Origin of the sequence: Bradyrhizobium sp. BRP23 (assembly GCF_020194135.1) — a bacterium.
GTDB classification, from domain to species: domain Bacteria; phylum Pseudomonadota; class Alphaproteobacteria; order Rhizobiales; family Xanthobacteraceae; genus Bradyrhizobium; species Bradyrhizobium yuanmingense.
Map to the genome: position 1 here is coordinate 262,472 of NZ_JADYVW010000009.1, position 13,904 is coordinate 276,375.

18 protein-coding genes are annotated in these 13,904 nt (G+C 61.5%); 12 read left to right on the plus strand and 6 right to left on the minus strand.

The features are described from left to right. Window positions 1-99 precede the first annotated feature (99 nt). Complete coding sequence (locus I6F24_RS24925; protein ID WP_036043973.1) at window positions 100-369, plus strand: hypothetical protein; 270 nt, start codon at window positions 100-102, stop codon at window positions 367-369. Here I6F24_RS24925 and I6F24_RS24930 read toward each other — a convergent pair. Both I6F24_RS24930 and I6F24_RS24935 read right to left on the minus strand, forming a co-directional pair. Continuing rightward, window positions 363-587, minus strand: a complete 225-nt coding sequence (locus tag I6F24_RS24930) for a hypothetical protein (protein WP_036043971.1) — start codon at window positions 585-587, stop codon at window positions 363-365. The two genes, I6F24_RS24925 and I6F24_RS24930, sit on opposite strands and share 7 nt — an antisense overlap. Continuing rightward, window positions 584-784 (minus strand): hypothetical protein, encoded by a 201-nt coding sequence (locus tag I6F24_RS24935; RefSeq protein WP_036007627.1) that lies wholly within the window; start codon window positions 782-784, stop codon window positions 584-586. Before I6F24_RS24935 ends, I6F24_RS24930 begins: the two co-directional genes overlap by 4 nt. A gap of 330 nt (window positions 785-1,114) precedes the next feature. Here I6F24_RS24935 and I6F24_RS24940 point away from each other — a divergent pair, with 330 nt between their 5' ends. The 4 genes from I6F24_RS24940 to I6F24_RS24955 all read left to right on the plus strand — a co-directional run bounded on the left by I6F24_RS24940 (window position 1,115) and on the right by I6F24_RS24955 (window position 5,284). Further along, window positions 1,115-1,288, plus strand: coding sequence for a hypothetical protein (locus I6F24_RS24940; protein WP_225150517.1), 174 nt, complete (start codon window positions 1,115-1,117; stop codon window positions 1,286-1,288). 458 nt (window positions 1,289-1,746) lie between these two features. Continuing rightward, window positions 1,747-2,472, plus strand: coding sequence for a DUF4261 domain-containing protein (locus I6F24_RS24945; protein WP_225150519.1), 726 nt, complete (start codon window positions 1,747-1,749; stop codon window positions 2,470-2,472). Between the two features lie 251 nt (window positions 2,473-2,723). Further along, entirely contained in the window at window positions 2,724-3,347 is a 624-nt protein-coding gene (locus I6F24_RS24950) for a DUF1629 domain-containing protein (RefSeq protein ID WP_074448218.1), read from the plus strand. Window positions 3,348-3,673: 326 nt separating this feature from the next. Next, window positions 3,674-5,284, plus strand: a complete 1,611-nt coding sequence (locus tag I6F24_RS24955) for a hypothetical protein (protein ID WP_141697695.1) — start codon at window positions 3,674-3,676, stop codon at window positions 5,282-5,284. A gap of 140 nt (window positions 5,285-5,424) precedes the next feature. Here I6F24_RS24955 and I6F24_RS24960 read toward each other — a convergent pair whose 3' ends face one another. Together I6F24_RS24960 and I6F24_RS24965 are read right to left on the minus strand one after the other, a co-directional pair. Beyond that, window positions 5,425-6,948 carry an FAD-dependent monooxygenase gene (locus I6F24_RS24960; protein ID WP_225150524.1) on the minus strand — a complete coding sequence of 508 codons (1,524 nt, stop codon included), beginning with the start codon at window positions 6,946-6,948 and terminating at the stop codon, window positions 5,425-5,427. A gap of 187 nt (window positions 6,949-7,135) precedes the next feature. Beyond that, complete coding sequence (locus I6F24_RS24965) at window positions 7,136-7,345, minus strand: hypothetical protein (RefSeq protein ID WP_225150526.1); 210 nt, start codon at window positions 7,343-7,345, stop codon at window positions 7,136-7,138. Window positions 7,346-7,888: 543 nt separating this feature from the next. On the opposite strand from I6F24_RS24965, the gene I6F24_RS24970 reads away from it, so the two are divergent. Further along, window positions 7,889-8,191 (plus strand): hypothetical protein, encoded by a 303-nt coding sequence (locus I6F24_RS24970; RefSeq protein ID WP_225150702.1) that lies wholly within the window; start codon window positions 7,889-7,891, stop codon window positions 8,189-8,191. 98 nt (window positions 8,192-8,289) lie between these two features. On the opposite strand, the gene I6F24_RS24975 is transcribed toward I6F24_RS24970, so the two are convergent. After that, window positions 8,290-8,904 carry a hypothetical protein gene (locus I6F24_RS24975; RefSeq protein ID WP_225150528.1) on the minus strand — a complete coding sequence of 205 codons (615 nt, stop codon included), beginning with the start codon at window positions 8,902-8,904 and terminating at the stop codon, window positions 8,290-8,292. Window positions 8,905-9,108: 204 nt separating this feature from the next. Beyond that, window positions 9,109-9,255, minus strand: a complete 147-nt coding sequence (locus I6F24_RS24980; protein ID WP_225150530.1) for a hypothetical protein — start codon at window positions 9,253-9,255, stop codon at window positions 9,109-9,111. Between the two features lie 90 nt (window positions 9,256-9,345). On the opposite strand from I6F24_RS24980, the gene I6F24_RS24985 reads away from it, so the two are divergent. From I6F24_RS24985 to I6F24_RS25010, 6 genes are all read left to right on the plus strand, one after another. Beyond that, the gene (locus I6F24_RS24985) at window positions 9,346-10,122 is read left to right on the plus strand and encodes a M23 family metallopeptidase (RefSeq protein ID WP_225150532.1); all 777 of its coding nucleotides are present in this window, start codon (window positions 9,346-9,348) and stop codon (window positions 10,120-10,122) included. A 13-nt stretch (window positions 10,123-10,135) separates the two neighbouring features. Then, window positions 10,136-10,330 (plus strand): hypothetical protein, encoded by a 195-nt coding sequence (locus tag I6F24_RS24990; RefSeq protein WP_225148185.1) that lies wholly within the window; start codon window positions 10,136-10,138, stop codon window positions 10,328-10,330. Then, on the plus strand, window positions 10,327-10,626 hold the full coding sequence (locus I6F24_RS24995) for a hypothetical protein (protein ID WP_057028655.1): 300 nt from the start codon (window positions 10,327-10,329) through the stop codon (window positions 10,624-10,626). The genes I6F24_RS24990 and I6F24_RS24995 overlap by 4 nt, the downstream gene beginning before the upstream one ends. Before the next feature lie 63 nt (window positions 10,627-10,689). Next, entirely contained in the window at window positions 10,690-11,118 is a 429-nt protein-coding gene (locus I6F24_RS25000; protein WP_225150534.1) for a GNAT family N-acetyltransferase, read from the plus strand. 213 nt (window positions 11,119-11,331) lie between these two features. Further along, window positions 11,332-12,600 carry a CoA transferase gene (locus I6F24_RS25005; RefSeq protein ID WP_225150535.1) on the plus strand — a complete coding sequence of 423 codons (1,269 nt, stop codon included), beginning with the start codon at window positions 11,332-11,334 and terminating at the stop codon, window positions 12,598-12,600. A gap of 89 nt (window positions 12,601-12,689) precedes the next feature. Then, window positions 12,690-13,895: an acyl-CoA dehydrogenase family protein gene (locus tag I6F24_RS25010; protein ID WP_192893130.1), complete on the plus strand. Its 1,206-nt coding sequence runs from the start codon at window positions 12,690-12,692 to the stop codon at window positions 13,893-13,895. Window positions 13,896-13,904 lie beyond the last annotated feature (9 nt).

Sequence of the window (13,904 nt, forward strand, 5' to 3'; positions counted from 1 at the left end):
TCGCGTGCCGACCGGTGTTCCCGGAACCTGCTGATTTCCAAGTGATTTTTTGCGGTTCTTTGAAACCTTCGCTCGCCCTCTGCGCTATAGGGGCAGAGGATGACGCGATATTACTTTGACCTTCGCGACGACAAGGGAATTGCGCTGGACGAGGAGGGACTGGAATTGTCCAGTGCGCGTGCGGTTCAGGCCGAGGCCGCCAAGTCCGTTGCCGACCTTGCGCGCGATGCGATGCTCGGCGCGCCGCCCACCGGCGACCGGCAGGAAATGGCGATCGAGGTGCGCGATGCGAGCGGCCCGGTCATGCAGGTGAAGTTCAATTTCCAGATCGAAGATCTCAGGTCGCGCCCGCAGTCACGCGGTCATTGACGCGTCAGCGTCGGCCGGGACGGCTCGGGCAGGGGCGGGCAGAGCTGCTCGGAGTCCAGCACCGCGATCTTTCGGCCGAGCTGCCAAACCTCGACCTTGCCGAGCCGTGTGAACCGCTTCGCAAAATCGACCGCGGAGGAGTCGGACGGGGCTTCAAACGCTTCGGCGGAGCGGAAGACGCCGTTCTCGCCGATGAGATAAGCGCGATATTGCATCATGTCGGCGCCCTCAGGCCGGGCGAGCGCAGCCAGGAATCGATCTGCATCGCGGTTTCGTCGCGGCGCGCCTGGCGCAGCAGCATGTCGCGGCGGGGGCCTGGGGCCAATTTGCGCGCTTCCTCGCGGCAGCGCTCCGCTTCGTCCGCGAGTCTCTCGCGCAAAGTAGTGGTCTGTTTGAATCGACGCCGCTTCTGCATGGGCGTGCTCCCTCATGAGAGTAGGGCGGGAGCGCAACTGGCGTTCTCATCACCGATCGATGCCACGGGCCTTGCGGTGATGAATTTACCTTACGCCTCCGGCACAGCGGAGTCACATCATTTGATATGTTGCGCGGATTAATTTTCGCGAGAAGCTTGAGCGTGTTGAGCGGCTTACTCAATTTGCACCGCGCGAGTCCTAAAGTTCAATATTGAACAGAAGCGACCTCTGTTAGTTGATGTTGCATCACCGGCCAAGGCTTTGTCCGTAGGCGTCGGTGGCTGAGAGACCGAGCGCGCTCCCGCCTGCAAAGCAAGGGGAGCACCGCGATGACCGTCTATCGGCCGTTGCCAGCCGACCACGAGCAGACCGAATACATGCGCCAGATCGTGCGCGAATGCCGCGAGCTGTTGAAGCAATCGCCACCCGATACGTTTCTGGGACGCAGGACGCACGAGCCGTTCCAGCGCGAGCCCGACGCTACGCCGAACGAGGAGCGTTGACCGTCAACGCTATCGCGATGGTTGGCAGCAGGCCGGCCTGCAGGGTGCGGGTTTGCTCGGCGTCGTCACAGATCGCGCGGGCGATCGCGCGCTGACGTCAGGGCGAGGCGAAGCCGTTCTGCTTAGAGGAGGGCGCGCGCGCCAACAGAGGATCGGCCATTGATCCGTGCATGGGCGGTGCAACGCGGTGTGTTGCCGGTTGTTCATGGGAGGGCGGCCCCGGTGTGGCTCTGGCGACGGCGCGCGCGGTATTTCTTGTTGTTGCGTGAACCCCTCTATCTTGCGCTCACTCGGAGCGCGGAAAACGCCGATTGACATTGTTCCCTATTTGTTCTAAAGAGGGTTTCAACCTCTGGGCGAACAGCCGAAGTTTGACTCACACTGGAATTTCTGCGGGGTCGTTGATGAGTAGCTCGCTTCTCTCTTTTGTCCTGTTGAGCAGACCGGTGACGCCTGACATGTCAGCAGTCGCCAAAGTTCTTCACGCCCGCCATCCGGAATTGGCAGCAGAGGCGCCGGACGATGACGAGCTGCAACCGGCTCAAGCGAATTTGCCGCTCATCCGCTGTGGCAACGAGCTTGTTGCGGTCATGTCGATGCCGGCGCCCATCCCGCAGGATCCGGGGCTTTGGGCGCGCGCTGCGCGAACTTGGCCCGAAAGCGAGGCTGTGGCAACGAACCATCAAGGCCACATCATCGTCTCGCTGCTCGGAAAATCTGAGCAGCCGCTGGTCGCCGCCCGCCTTACGACTGCAGTCATCGGTGCATTGATTGCCACCGTGCCGGAATGTTGCGGCGTGGTGTGGGCGGGCCGGGTGGCACAGCCGGCCGATCTATGGCTCGATGCGTCTCGCTGGTCGCTCGCACCGTATCCGGACTATCCCTTTAGACTATGGGTCGACATTCTTCCGTTCCGGTCAGGTGCGAAGATCGGAGCGATCACGATGGGCTTGTCCGCGTTTGTCGGCCGCGAGATCGAATTCGTGACCGGTAAGCTCGCGCTTCCGGCGTTGTTCGACAAGGTGGCAGGACTTTCCGTGTATCTGATCGAGCACGGAAACGTGGTGAAGGACGGTGATACGATCGGAGCAACTGCGAGCGAGCGGATTGCAGTGCGCTACAAGAACTCTGATGTTTTTGGAGGTCTGCCGGTGTTCTATTGTACGGATGAATTCGAGCACTAGTCTCCCAAACTTCTTGCACGTGTCGAATGGTAGTTGCACTGCTCGAAATCGCTTTGACACGTCGGGCAAAACACTGGCAGAATGGCATCATGGAGAAAGGCCGATCAAGCTCGCGGGAAGCCGCGGGCTTTATTGTTGCGCGCAAGCCTTGTTCCACGTGCAAGTCCATGGTGCGCAAAGAAATCGGCTTGAGAACTTCAAAGCTCTGAGAAGCGCCGTGGGCCGAGCGATAGGCAAGGGAGCGACAAACGATGCCCGAGTCAGGTATTGCAGCGCGAAACAAAAAGTCGTCAAAGCTATACAAGTTCGAACGGGATATTAGAGTTAGCACGTCGCCCGGTTGGAACATGGAAAATTTCGACGCCTTGGGCGTTGGCCCCGTGCTGTATTCACCACGAGGCAAGCGAAGCTTTCCTCCGCTCCTAGAAACGCCGCGGCTGCTGATCGCCAGATCTCTCGGGCGGCCGCCGGCCGACTGGGAGCCATTTCACGACTTTTGGCTCGTGTCCGATCGAATGAAAAACGTTCTCGAGTCGGTGGACAGAGAGGGGGTTGCTTTTCTGAGATGCGAAACGCGGTCATTGAGAGGAGAAGCACCGGTATATTGGCTTTGCGATATCGTCCGTGAGCTCGATGTCATCGATGAGGAGAAGTCGAACTTCAAAGTCCTGTACGATGGGACTGATTTCAGGCAGTACGACGGTGCGGCGCTGGATTCCACGTTCGTCTTTCGCGAAGAGGTCATCGGTTCGGCTCATATCTTCCGAGCCCGCTTTTTGAACGAAGTTGTTTGTGATCAAGCAATGAAGGACGCTTGTAAGGCTGCCGGCCTGAAAGGTCTTAGATTTGGAAATCCCTACATCAATTGGGGTTAATCTCAGCCGTAGCGTTCTTGCACTGAGATGCCGTCGGAAGTCTCCCAAGACTCAATGATCTATCAACGCACCTGAAACCGCCCGCGTCCGAAGGTGCTTGCGCGTTGTTGGCGCGGGGGATTCCCCCGATCTACGTGATGTAGCCAAGCCCTCCGCTGTCCCGAAGCCTTCCGGCAGATGCCGACATCGGCAACAGCTTCGTGCCACAACGTTTACCGGCACGTCGGACGATACAACCCGCAAATCCAGCGGCCGGCCTCCCCCGCTGCAGGTCATCTAAACAGCATTCAAACCAGAGCGCCGGCTGCACCTCGGGAGCAGCTCGGATGCCGGCGCACGGCAGGAGCCGCAATTTCATGTTTCATAATCACCACATTTTACTTCAGCATTTCGCCGGCCACCCAGTCATCCGCTTTTTAGGTGGACGGTTCGAAGTTGACGCAATTCGAAATCGTATGAATTTGCCCTCCGCACAATCGGTGGCAACCGATCTGACTGCGAGCCCTCATACTGGCGGCCATCTCGGGGCGTATCATCAGGGGTTCGGCGACTACCTTAAGAAGGTAGAAGAATCTCCGAGGTACGCGGCGGCTCTCGCGGGTGACTCGCACGAGCTCGATGAGCTGGTGTCGGACGTAAACGCACTCGTGGCGGCCGCCAAGTACGCGCTGGCGAGCGGTCATCTATTTGCCAATACTCCTACGGGAATGACCACCGAAAACGCAAATGCGGTGAACAAGCAATGGTTCGACAACTGGAGAACATACGCCGCCGATCATCAGACGCAGATCCGGGAGATGCAGGAGACAGTGGACCAATTCCTCGCTGCCGGTCGCGCGGACGCGGCCTTGGACTTTCCGCTTCTCTCTCCAACCAGCGGTCTCAGCATGGCAGAGAGGATCGCCATCCTGAAGCGTTTGCCGAAAGGCTCTCCTATCTCGCTGCAATTTACTAACGTTGGACCCGTCCCCGACCTTCCGGGCCTGGTGCCGCCCTTCGTCAATACGCGTTTGCCAGGTTTTATTCCGCCTTCGCTTGAGGAAATCAACGAACCGGAAGGATTTACTCCTAGCAATCCACTTATCACGTACGGGCTGCCGGGATTTCCGGCGACCAATCCTCAAGGCTTTGGACAACTACCTCCGACCACCGGGGTGGCCGAGGATCCTTTAGTGCTCAAGTATGATCCAGCAACCGGTTGGCCCCTTCCATTCTCCGAACGCTCACCGATATTGGACCCTGGCGCTCCGTCTCATGCAACGCCGCCGGCTGGCCTCTACATGGGAGCGGGACTTGCCGCGGCCGCGGTGTTAGCGCCGCAATTCTCGCCTGTCTGGGCTCGGGCAGCGGTCGCTGGGCTAACTGCTAGCGCACCTACGCTAGCAACTGCTCGGACCGGCGACGGAGGCGTGTTCTCCACCGGAGCGCCCAGATATGATCCATTCAATCGCGACCAGACGAGCAGCTATGTTGGCGGCTTGAATGCGGGCCCTTGGTCGAACGAAGATGCCAAAACGATCGCAACGCCCTTAATGATGGATCACCGCGGAAATCAGGACGAGACCTCTGAGGGACCGACTGAGCAGCCGCAAGCGCTTCAATCAGGAGTCTCGCGCTTAAGCGCATCAGTCGCGCCCGAAGATGTCCGGCGTCTCGCCCGTGTGAATGAGACGAACGCGGGCAACGTGTTTATATCGGGCAGTGCGCCAGTCCCGTATCTGCCGTCTACCGCATTCGACGATCGGTATGGCAATTGGACTATCCCGGCCGCTCGCGGCCAGCAGCCGCAACCCAGCAAGCCGATCGGCGTGTTTGCAGACGAGCCGAGTTATCTCATTCCTCCACAGATCTTCGGAGTGGACGGCTCCCTCCATCCGCGCGATGATGGCGAGGAATGGTTCTCGCGCTGGATACGGCCTTTGCTTCCGCCGCAATGACGTTTGTGTAGTGGAGCGAGAGTGGTCGTTTGACACGTCGGGCAAAACACTGGCAGAATGGCATCATCGAAAAGTTCGGAACAAGCCCGCGGATTTGCCGAGGGCTTGTTTGTTTTGGCGGGGCACGAGACGTTCGCGCCCTACGCACCACCCGGCCCGAACCACTGCGTCAGCGCCTCCGCAAGTCCGTGTCCGTTCTCGTCGCCCACCCAGGCCACATGACCATCGGGCCGCACCAGCACCGCGCTCGGTGCGGTGACCTCGCCGATCGCCGGAAGCAGCCACCGGCCATCGTAATCGGCATCGACGATCCCTATGCGCTCCGTCGAGAGAGAGATGTCGAGGCCGCCCGGCTTGCCGAAATTGAGCAGCACGCCGCGCGCGCCGTGCAGCAGCGTGAACAATTTCAGCGGCTGCCCGTCCGCCACGAGATCGAGATCGGGCATGCGGCGGCCGAGCAGCGCGTGGCCTTCGCCGAGGTCGTAAGCAATGTCGAGCCCGCTCATCATCGCACCAAAGCGCTGTCGCGGCTCGTCCATGGCGAGCAGCTCGGCGATCACCTCGCGCGCGGCCTTGCGGCCGTCGTCGCCGCGGCGGAGCAGGGTGATCTGCGCCATGGTGTTCTTCAGGACGCGCGCGGCGACGGGATGGCGCTCCCTGTGATAGGTGTCGAGCAGGCTCTCGGGCGAAATGCCCTTGACCACCTGCGCCAGCTTCCAGCCGAGGTTGACCGCGTCCTGCACACCGAGGTTGAGGCCCTGGCCGCCGACGGAATGATGAATGTGCGCGGCATCGCCGGCGAGCAGCACGCGGCCTCTGCGATAGGACGCGGCCTGCCGCGCCGCGTCGGTGAAGCGGGAGATCCAGGCGGGGTTGTTGACGCCGAAATCGGTGCCGTACACGGCTTCGAGCGCCTCGCTGAGATCGCGCAAGCTCGGCTCGCCGCTGCGCGCGAGCTCGGCTTCCGTCACGACGACCAGCACGCGCCCGCTTCCCGTCTTGCTGAGGCCGTGGAAGCCGAGCGCGTCGTGACGCAGGCCGAATTGGGGCTCTTCGCGCATCTCGACCTCGGCCATGAGGTTGCTGAGCGAAGGTTCTGAGCCGGCGAAGTCGATGCCGGCGTTCTTGCGCACCAGGCTGCGGCCGCCGTCGCAGCCGACGAGGTAAAGCGCGCGCAAGCGCATCCCGCCGGACAGTGTGATGTCGAGGCCGCTCGCGTCTTCCGCAAAGCCCGTCACCTCGCGGCTGCGATAGATCGGCACCGCGAGCTCGGAGGCCCATTCGGCCAGCAGGCGCTCGATCTGGTTCTGCCGCAGCGCGAGCCCATAAGGATGGCGGGTGGGGAGATCGCCGATGTCGAGCCTGGTCCAGGCGAAGCCGGCGAGCTGGGTGATTTGCCCTTCGCGCAGGAAGCGCTCGGCAATGCCGCGCTGATCGAGGATCTCGATGCTGCGCGCGTGAAGTCCGCCGGCGCGCGTCTCGACGATGTCCTGGCTCGCGCGCCGCTCGACGATTGCGACGTCGATTTGAGCCAGCGCGAGCTCGGCGGCCAGCATCAAGCCGGTCGGGCCGGCGCCGGCGATGACGACCTGATGGCCGGCGGCAGTTGCGCGTTCCGCGCTGGTTCGGCCGCGCGAGCGTGACGTCGGAAGCGGGAAAGGCATGTCGTGACCCCTCGACTGGTTGTTCAGGCCGAGGGGTCTTACGCCATCACCGGGGGCTTGAAGCAAGCCCCTTGCGCACCACATATCGAGGTGGGAGATGAGGCTCTCGCCTGTTCGGCGCGTTGACACGTCGGGCAAAACACCGGCACAATGGCATCATCGAGATGCGCGCCGCTTGTGCCGCGGGCTAATCGTCCTTCGCCAAATCGCCGGGTTGTGTGGGCAGATCGATGCTGCCGCCCTCGCCATGCGCGAGATCGCGGCCGTCGTCCGCCGTCGCGTCGGCGCCTTCGACGATCTGCGTGGAGTGTTCCTTGTCGATGCGCGGCTTCGAGCCCGGACGATTTCGCGACGTCTCGTCTTGCGATGTGCCGGGTGAGGTCGTCTTGATGGTCATGGCCGGTCGCTCCTGATTGTCCAACGCGGCTCGTGCGAATTCGTTCGTTTGACACGTCGGGCAAAACACTGGCAGAATGGCATCATCGAAACGAGTTTGAGTTGGCCCGCGCGGGACGCGATCCGCCGCGGGTTTTTTCGTTCTCGATTTTGGAATCGGACGGCGGCGGCGCATTGCGGCCACGCACTCGCTTGATAACGCGTTGAGAGAGCGCCGATCGGCGCGCCGTCGTCCGAACCATTGCTGGCCGTGCACGCGCGAACGTGCCGGCCCGCGGCGCCGGGCCAATGCCTGCGCCGCTGCGGTCTCCGGGACCGGAGATAGGGTTCGCGCCCGAAACGATCGCGCTCTTCGCGCGATCTGCCGCGCATTTTCTTGACAAGGAGAGATGATGACCGCCTACCTGATATCGCTTGCCGTCGCGGGCCTCGTTGCCATCGTGCTGTGGGAGACGTTTGCGTGAGCGAGGACATCGTCGATGGTGAACCCGAGCGCGCACCGGTCCGCTTACCCCCGCGAGCGAAGGCGTCGCGCCCGCGCAACCTGACCGAGATCCGCTCGCTTGCGCGCAGCCACACCCGAACCGCCATCAGGGTGTTCGTCGGCATCATGCGTAGCGAGGATGCGACGCCAGCGGCGCGCGTCTCGGCGGCCAACGCCATCCTCGATCGCGGCTGGGGCAAGGCCGCACAGCCGGTCGAGAACGGCGAGGACGGCGTGCTGGAATTGATTCACCGGATCGAGCGCATCATCGTGCATCCGGGAAGCTCGAACAGCGGCGACGCCGTCACGACGCTCGAGACAGTGGATATCCCGATCTGCAACCGCGTCTCGATTGAGCGTTGACCCGTCGGGCAAAACACTGGCAGAATGGCATCATCGACAGAAGTTGCTGTTACCCGCGCGGATGCAATCCGGCGCGGGTTTTTTGTTGGTGCCTTCGGCTAATTCCTGGTCTGCTTGCCAGCCCTGTGCTGCACGGCATAGGCGCGCTGCACCTGGTCGCTGCAATAGGACAGCTTTCGGCCGTCACCGGTGAAGCGCCCGTCCTTGATGATCCAGAGGACGACGGTCTTGTCGTCGATCTTCTTGAACATCAGGTTCTCGCGGTCCGGGGTGGTGCTCGGGTCCTGCACACTGACGGCGTCAGGGCCGGAAGCCGCCTGTAAGGTGCAGGTAGCGTTGATCCTGACGGTGTCTGGGAGTTGAACACGCATCCGGCGGATATCGCACTTGTTCGAGGCCGTGACGATCGACTTCTTGGCGAACGCAACGACGGTATCGCTGAGTTTCGCGCAACGGTCCTCGAAATCGGCACCCAGTGCGGCGTAGACGCCATCTTGCGGATGAGCGCTCTTGAGAGCGAGCTCCTCTTCGGCCTTCCGCTTGGCTTCCTCGGCCTTTTGGTTGGCCTCTGCCTCGGCTCTTAGCCTCGCTTCAGCAAGCGCGCGCTGTGTACTGAGAGGGCAGTAAGCCGCGCGCCAGGGAGGATCCTTGAGCTTTCCGTTCAGGCTTTTCTGGACCGAGATCGCCGCCGCATCCAGTTGTTTGATGAACATGATCTCGTTGAATTGTCTGCTATCCCAGTTGGGATCGCGCGGGTTGAGGTTCTGCGCCAGATTGTAATCGTCACAGACCATTTCAACCTTCAGCGAGCCCGGGCCGAGATCGTTGATCTTCTTGACCTTGCAGCTCCATTCGTAACCGCTGACCGATTTCCTGCCGAGATCGATTGTCAGGCCGCCACTTTCATCACAGTCTAACTAGAAGTTCTTGCCAGGTTCGGCATAGACGCCGGCCTTGGGACGCCACTTGTCGGATGTCGGAGCAGGTGGTTCCTGTGCGAAGGCAGGAAGTGCGAGAGCGACCGTCGCGGCCGCAGTGAGAACGCGGCGGATAGCTCTTTTCATGTCAGCCCCTCATTCCTCGGCCACGCAAGATCGGCTCGATCAAGACACCGCACGCGAACTAGTTAGTCAACTACCGCAAAGGATATTCAAATGTGGGACGACATGATGCGGCGCATTCTTCAGCCCGTCGAGGGCATCTCGCCCCATGTCACGAGTCCATACGGCGCGGAGACAGGCAGGCCACGCGGATCAAGCAACCCACACCGGGGCATCGATTTCAATTATGTTGGTGGTCAAAGTGCTCGGCTGAACACGAGTCACCCAGAATTGCGATCTCCCGTGAATGGCGTCGTCGAGCGCGCCGGTGATGATCAATGGGGGACAATCTCGATCAGAGACAATAACGGCTTACGTCACCAGATACTGCATACCAACTCTCGGAAGGTGAAGGTCGGCGATGTGGTTGCGGCGGGTCAGGTGATTGGCACGATGGGTAATACCGGTCTTTCTGACAAGAAGGGCAATCCAGGGCACCACCACGTCCATTATCAAATCAAGGATCTTGCAGGTAATGTTCTTGACCCAGGTGCGTTTGCGGATGCACTGGGACCGTTCGATCCAGTTCCCGCGCCGGCCTACATTCCGGAGTACAAGCGATATCTGCAAAACGCGGATATGATGCCGCGGTCCCGTTCCAAAGATGTGCGGGTTTTGAGGAGGATGCCTGCCGGAAACTCCGATCGATCTGCTTTCGACTCGAATGATCCCGCACCGATACCCGCTATTCCGCCTGATGCTTCGTTTCCGTCAACGACAATCCCACGCCCCGGGAAACGAAGACTGGCCCGCGATGTGGCGCAGGCGCACCGGCCTGCCCTAGGGCGAGCGAGCGCAGCCATTGTCCATCCTGAAAATTCCGACCGCTAAAATCTTCGAGCCGCTGCTCAAGCCTGCGCGCTACAAGGGCGTTTACGGCGGACGCGGCTCGGGCAAGCTCCTGGTCTGGGACAAGGTTCTCGGATTGGGCTCGACAGACGCCCTGGCGGGATTTGCGGCGGTCACCGCCAATCTTGTGGTCTCATTCTATTTCGCCAAGCGCGGCTTCGAGAATGTCGCAAGGATCATCAAGCGATGAGGATGCAAGACGACGAGATCAGGGCCATTGTGGCCGAGACGCTGGCCGAGCAGCACAGGCTCCAGCAGGAGAGCATCGATGCGATCGTGTTGAAGGCGGTCGCCTCGGTGCTGGCTTCTTTTGGCATCGAGGATGACGACCGAAAAGAACTGCGAGCCGATTTCCAGCACCTGCGGAGGTGGCGAAAGAGCGTGGAGCAGGCCCAGAGCTACACCTTCAAGGCAGTGATCACCGTGCTTGCCACTGGCCTGATGGGGGCCGTTTGGCTTGGTGTCAAGGTCGTGCTGGGCAAATGAGCCTTCATGGCGCCGGTGACGTCGCTCCGCGCCCGATCATGATCTGCTGCCAACGAGTTGCTCATGTACAGAATTCGTATTGTCGATGCCTCCGATGATGACGTTGCCGAGACCCTCGCCGATCTGCATCGGCTCACGTTCTTCGATACCGCGGCGATGCCCGCGTTCGACCTCGGCGCGTGGTGGATGGCTTATCACGACGAGGAAGCAGTCGCCTTCGCCGGAATTGTGCCCTCGACTCACGTTCGAAATGGCGGCTATTTCTCCAGAGTTGGCGTGTTACAACGGCATTGGGGACGCGGCCTTCAGCGCAGATTGATGCGTGCGGTGGAGGCGAGGGCGCGGCGTATGGGATGGGACAGCATTGTCTCCGATACGACGGACAACCCGGTATCAGCGAACAACTTCATTCAGGCGGGCTATCGGCTGTTCGAGCCCGAGACCCCTTGGGCTTGGGTGCATACGCTCTATTGGCGGAAGTGGCTTCACTGAGCAGGTTTGCCGCCGCACGGAACGCGCCGTTTATCTAACGGCCAGTACGCGTCTGGAACGTCCGAGGACCCGGCAGCCTGAGCGCTGCCGGGTCCTTTTTGCGTATTGAAGCGATGCCGGCGTGGGACTTGCGAAGTCGGCGGCGTCGGGCTTTAAGTTTGCTCTTGCAGGAAATTCGGCGGCCATAAGCCGATGTAAGGGAGAGCGCGATCGATGCCCACCAAGCCTCAATTGCCGGTACGTGCCTCGCATGGGATGGGAGGCCCGACCGCGCTGGATGGCCTATTGGTCGTTGATTTCACGCGTGTGGTCGCTGGCCCGGCCTGCACCCAGACGCTCGCCGACTACGGTGCGCACGTCATCAAGATCGAGAATCCCGATGGCGGCGACGACACGCGCGCCTATGAGCACGCGGAGATTGGAGGCGAGAGCGCCGCCTTTCTCAGCCTGAATCGCAACAAGCGCGGCATCGCGCTCGATCTTGCTGTGCCGGAGGCGCGCGAGATCGCGCTGGATCTGATCCGCAAGGCAGATGTGGTCGTGGAGAATTTTTCGAGCGGGGTCATGAAGAAGTTCGGGCTCGACTATGAATCGGTCGCGCCGCTCAACCCGCGGCTGGTCTATTGCTCGATCTCCGCCTACGGACGCAGCGGACCGTTTGCCTCCCGGCCAGGCTTCGATCCGATCACCCAGGCGGAAAGCGGCTTCATGTCGCTTAATGGATTTGCCGACGGCCCGGCGGTTCGCACCGGCCCGCCAATTGTCGACATGGCGACGGGGATGTCCGCCTGCAATGCCATCCTGCTGGCGCTGCTCGCGCGGGAGCGGCTCGGCCGGGGGCAGCATGTCGAAGTTGCCCTGTTCGACGTCGCAATGGGAATGACCGGTTTCTACGGCATGGCCTATCTCATCAACGGCGAAAACCCCGGCCGGTTCGGCAATTCGCCGAGCGGGTCTCCCACCGTCGGCGTCTACGAGGCCTCAGATGGGCCGCTCTACATGGCCTGCGCCAACGACCGGCTCTACCGCAGGCTTGTGGTCGAGGTGCTGAATCGGCCCGATCTCATCACCGATCCGCGGTTTGCGACGCGCAAAGCCCGCTCGGAGAACAAGGAGCTCCTGCGGGCAGCCATCGCCGAAGTCTTCGCCAGTGATACGCTCGAAAACTGGATGGCGAAGATGAAGATGGCAAATATCCCCGTCGGCTATCTCCGGACGGTCGAGGAGGGCTTCAACGCCCCCGAGGCTCGCGAGCGCCATCGTTTGAACCGGATTCCGCATCCGACAGCCGAGTGGGTGCCCAACATCGAGCCACCGATTACGATGAGCCTGACAGCCGCGGTCGACCCCGTCGCGGCACCTCTTTTGGGCGAGCATACCAAGCAGATCCTGCAAGATACGCTCGGCTACGACGAACGTCGGATCGCGGATTTTGGCGAGAAGGGCGCCTTTGGCCCGGTCAAGCCTCCAAGGTCGACTTGAGGCACTGGCTCGGCTTGATTTGGCGAAGGTCCCGCCGCATAAATGTGTGAAAGCGAGGGACACGAATGGCGCCTGGCCAGGAGCCGAGCATGACCCAGCCCGCAGGCTTGCAAGCCGGCGGTGAGATCTATGCGTCAATGATCGCGAGGGCCCGGGCGCTTCTGCCGCGACTCCGTGAGCGGGCGGCACGGACGGAGGAGCTGCGGCATCTTCCGGCGGAAACCGAAAAGGATCTCCACGATGCCGGCCTGTTCCGGATGCTGCAACCGGCCCGGATTGGTGGCGCTGAGCTCGACTATGTCGCCCTCGTCGATTGCGCTGAGCTGCTCGGGCAGGCGGATGCGTCGGTTGCCTGGAATCTCGCCAATCTGGCGAGCCATCACTGGATGCTCGGCATGTTCCAGCCGAAGGCGCAGGATCTGGTCTGGGGCCGCAATCCGGATACTTTGATCGCGTCCTCGTTCATTTTCCCCGCCGGACGCGCCACGCGGGTCAAGGGCGGATACCAGTTGCATGGCAGTTGGCCATTCTCCTCGGGCGTTGCCTCCTGCGAATGGAATATGCTTGCGAGCGTGGTCTATTCCGACGACGATGCCGACGGCATCGAGTATCGAATCTTTCTGCTGCCGAGCGGCGATTACAAGGTGCTGGACACTTGGAACGTCGCCGGATTGCGCGGGACGGGGTCGTGCGACGTCGAGGTCAGGGATGCCTTCGTGGCTGACCATATGACGGTCGCCGTAGGGAACCTCTCAGGTGGCCCCACGCCGGGAAGCGCGGTCAATCCGAATCCTCTGTACACGCTGCCTGTCTTCTCGCTATTTCCTTACGTCCTCTCCGGTGTCGCGCTGGGGAATGCACAGGCGTGCCTCGACGACTATACGGAGGTCGCGCGTCATCGTATTTCGACGTACAACCGCGCCAAGCTGAGCGATTTTCAAAGCACGCAGATCAAGATCGCGGAGGCCTCGGCCAAGATCGACGCTGCGCGCCTGATCATGCGGTCGGCCTGTCTCGATGCCATGGAAGCCGCACGGCGCGGCCATATTCCTGACATGGCGACCAAGACCAGATATCGCCGCGACGGATCCTTTTCCGTGAACTTGTGCACGGACGCGGTCTCGATGCTGTTTGCCGCGAGCGGCGCGCGCGGGCTGTTCACGAGCGGCGTGTTACAGCGGCAGTTCCGCGATGCGCACGCGATCAACTCACATCTCGCGTTCAACTTCGATGCGGCCGGGACCAACTACGGACGGGTGGCCCTCGGCCTGCCCTCCGAGAATCTCACGCTGTGAGGTCGGCCG

Bases quoted from the DNA above. Each gene is read 5' to 3' on its own strand.
- I6F24_RS24930 (WP_036043971.1), bottom strand. From the start codon at position 587: ATGATGCAATATCGCGCTTATCTCATCGGCGAGAACGGCGTCTTCCGC.
- I6F24_RS24995 (WP_057028655.1), top strand. From the start codon at position 10,327: ATGAGGATGCAAGACGACGAGATCAGGGCCATTGTGGCCGAGACGCTG.
- I6F24_RS24940 (WP_225150517.1), top strand. From the start codon at position 1,115: ATGACCGTCTATCGGCCGTTGCCAGCCGACCACGAGCAGACCGAATAC.
- I6F24_RS24955 (WP_141697695.1), top strand. From the start codon at position 3,674: ATGCCGGCGCACGGCAGGAGCCGCAATTTCATGTTTCATAATCACCAC.
- I6F24_RS25010 (WP_192893130.1), top strand. From the start codon at position 12,690: ATGACCCAGCCCGCAGGCTTGCAAGCCGGCGGTGAGATCTATGCGTCA.
- I6F24_RS25000 (WP_225150534.1), top strand. From the start codon at position 10,690: ATGTACAGAATTCGTATTGTCGATGCCTCCGATGATGACGTTGCCGAG.
- I6F24_RS24945 (WP_225150519.1), top strand. From the start codon at position 1,747: ATGTCAGCAGTCGCCAAAGTTCTTCACGCCCGCCATCCGGAATTGGCA.
- I6F24_RS24985 (WP_225150532.1), top strand. From the start codon at position 9,346: ATGTGGGACGACATGATGCGGCGCATTCTTCAGCCCGTCGAGGGCATC.
- I6F24_RS24960 (WP_225150524.1), bottom strand. From the start codon at position 6,948: ATGCCTTTCCCGCTTCCGACGTCACGCTCGCGCGGCCGAACCAGCGCG.
- I6F24_RS24965 (WP_225150526.1), bottom strand. From the start codon at position 7,345: ATGACCATCAAGACGACCTCACCCGGCACATCGCAAGACGAGACGTCG.
- I6F24_RS25005 (WP_225150535.1), top strand. From the start codon at position 11,332: ATGCCCACCAAGCCTCAATTGCCGGTACGTGCCTCGCATGGGATGGGA.
- I6F24_RS24980 (WP_225150530.1), bottom strand. From the start codon at position 9,255: ATGAAAAGAGCTATCCGCCGCGTTCTCACTGCGGCCGCGACGGTCGCT.
- I6F24_RS24950 (WP_074448218.1), top strand. From the start codon at position 2,724: ATGCCCGAGTCAGGTATTGCAGCGCGAAACAAAAAGTCGTCAAAGCTA.
- I6F24_RS24975 (WP_225150528.1), bottom strand. From the start codon at position 8,904: ATGTTCATCAAACAACTGGATGCGGCGGCGATCTCGGTCCAGAAAAGC.
- I6F24_RS24935 (WP_036007627.1), bottom strand. From the start codon at position 784: ATGCAGAAGCGGCGTCGATTCAAACAGACCACTACTTTGCGCGAGAGA.
- I6F24_RS24925 (WP_036043973.1), top strand. From the start codon at position 100: ATGACGCGATATTACTTTGACCTTCGCGACGACAAGGGAATTGCGCTG.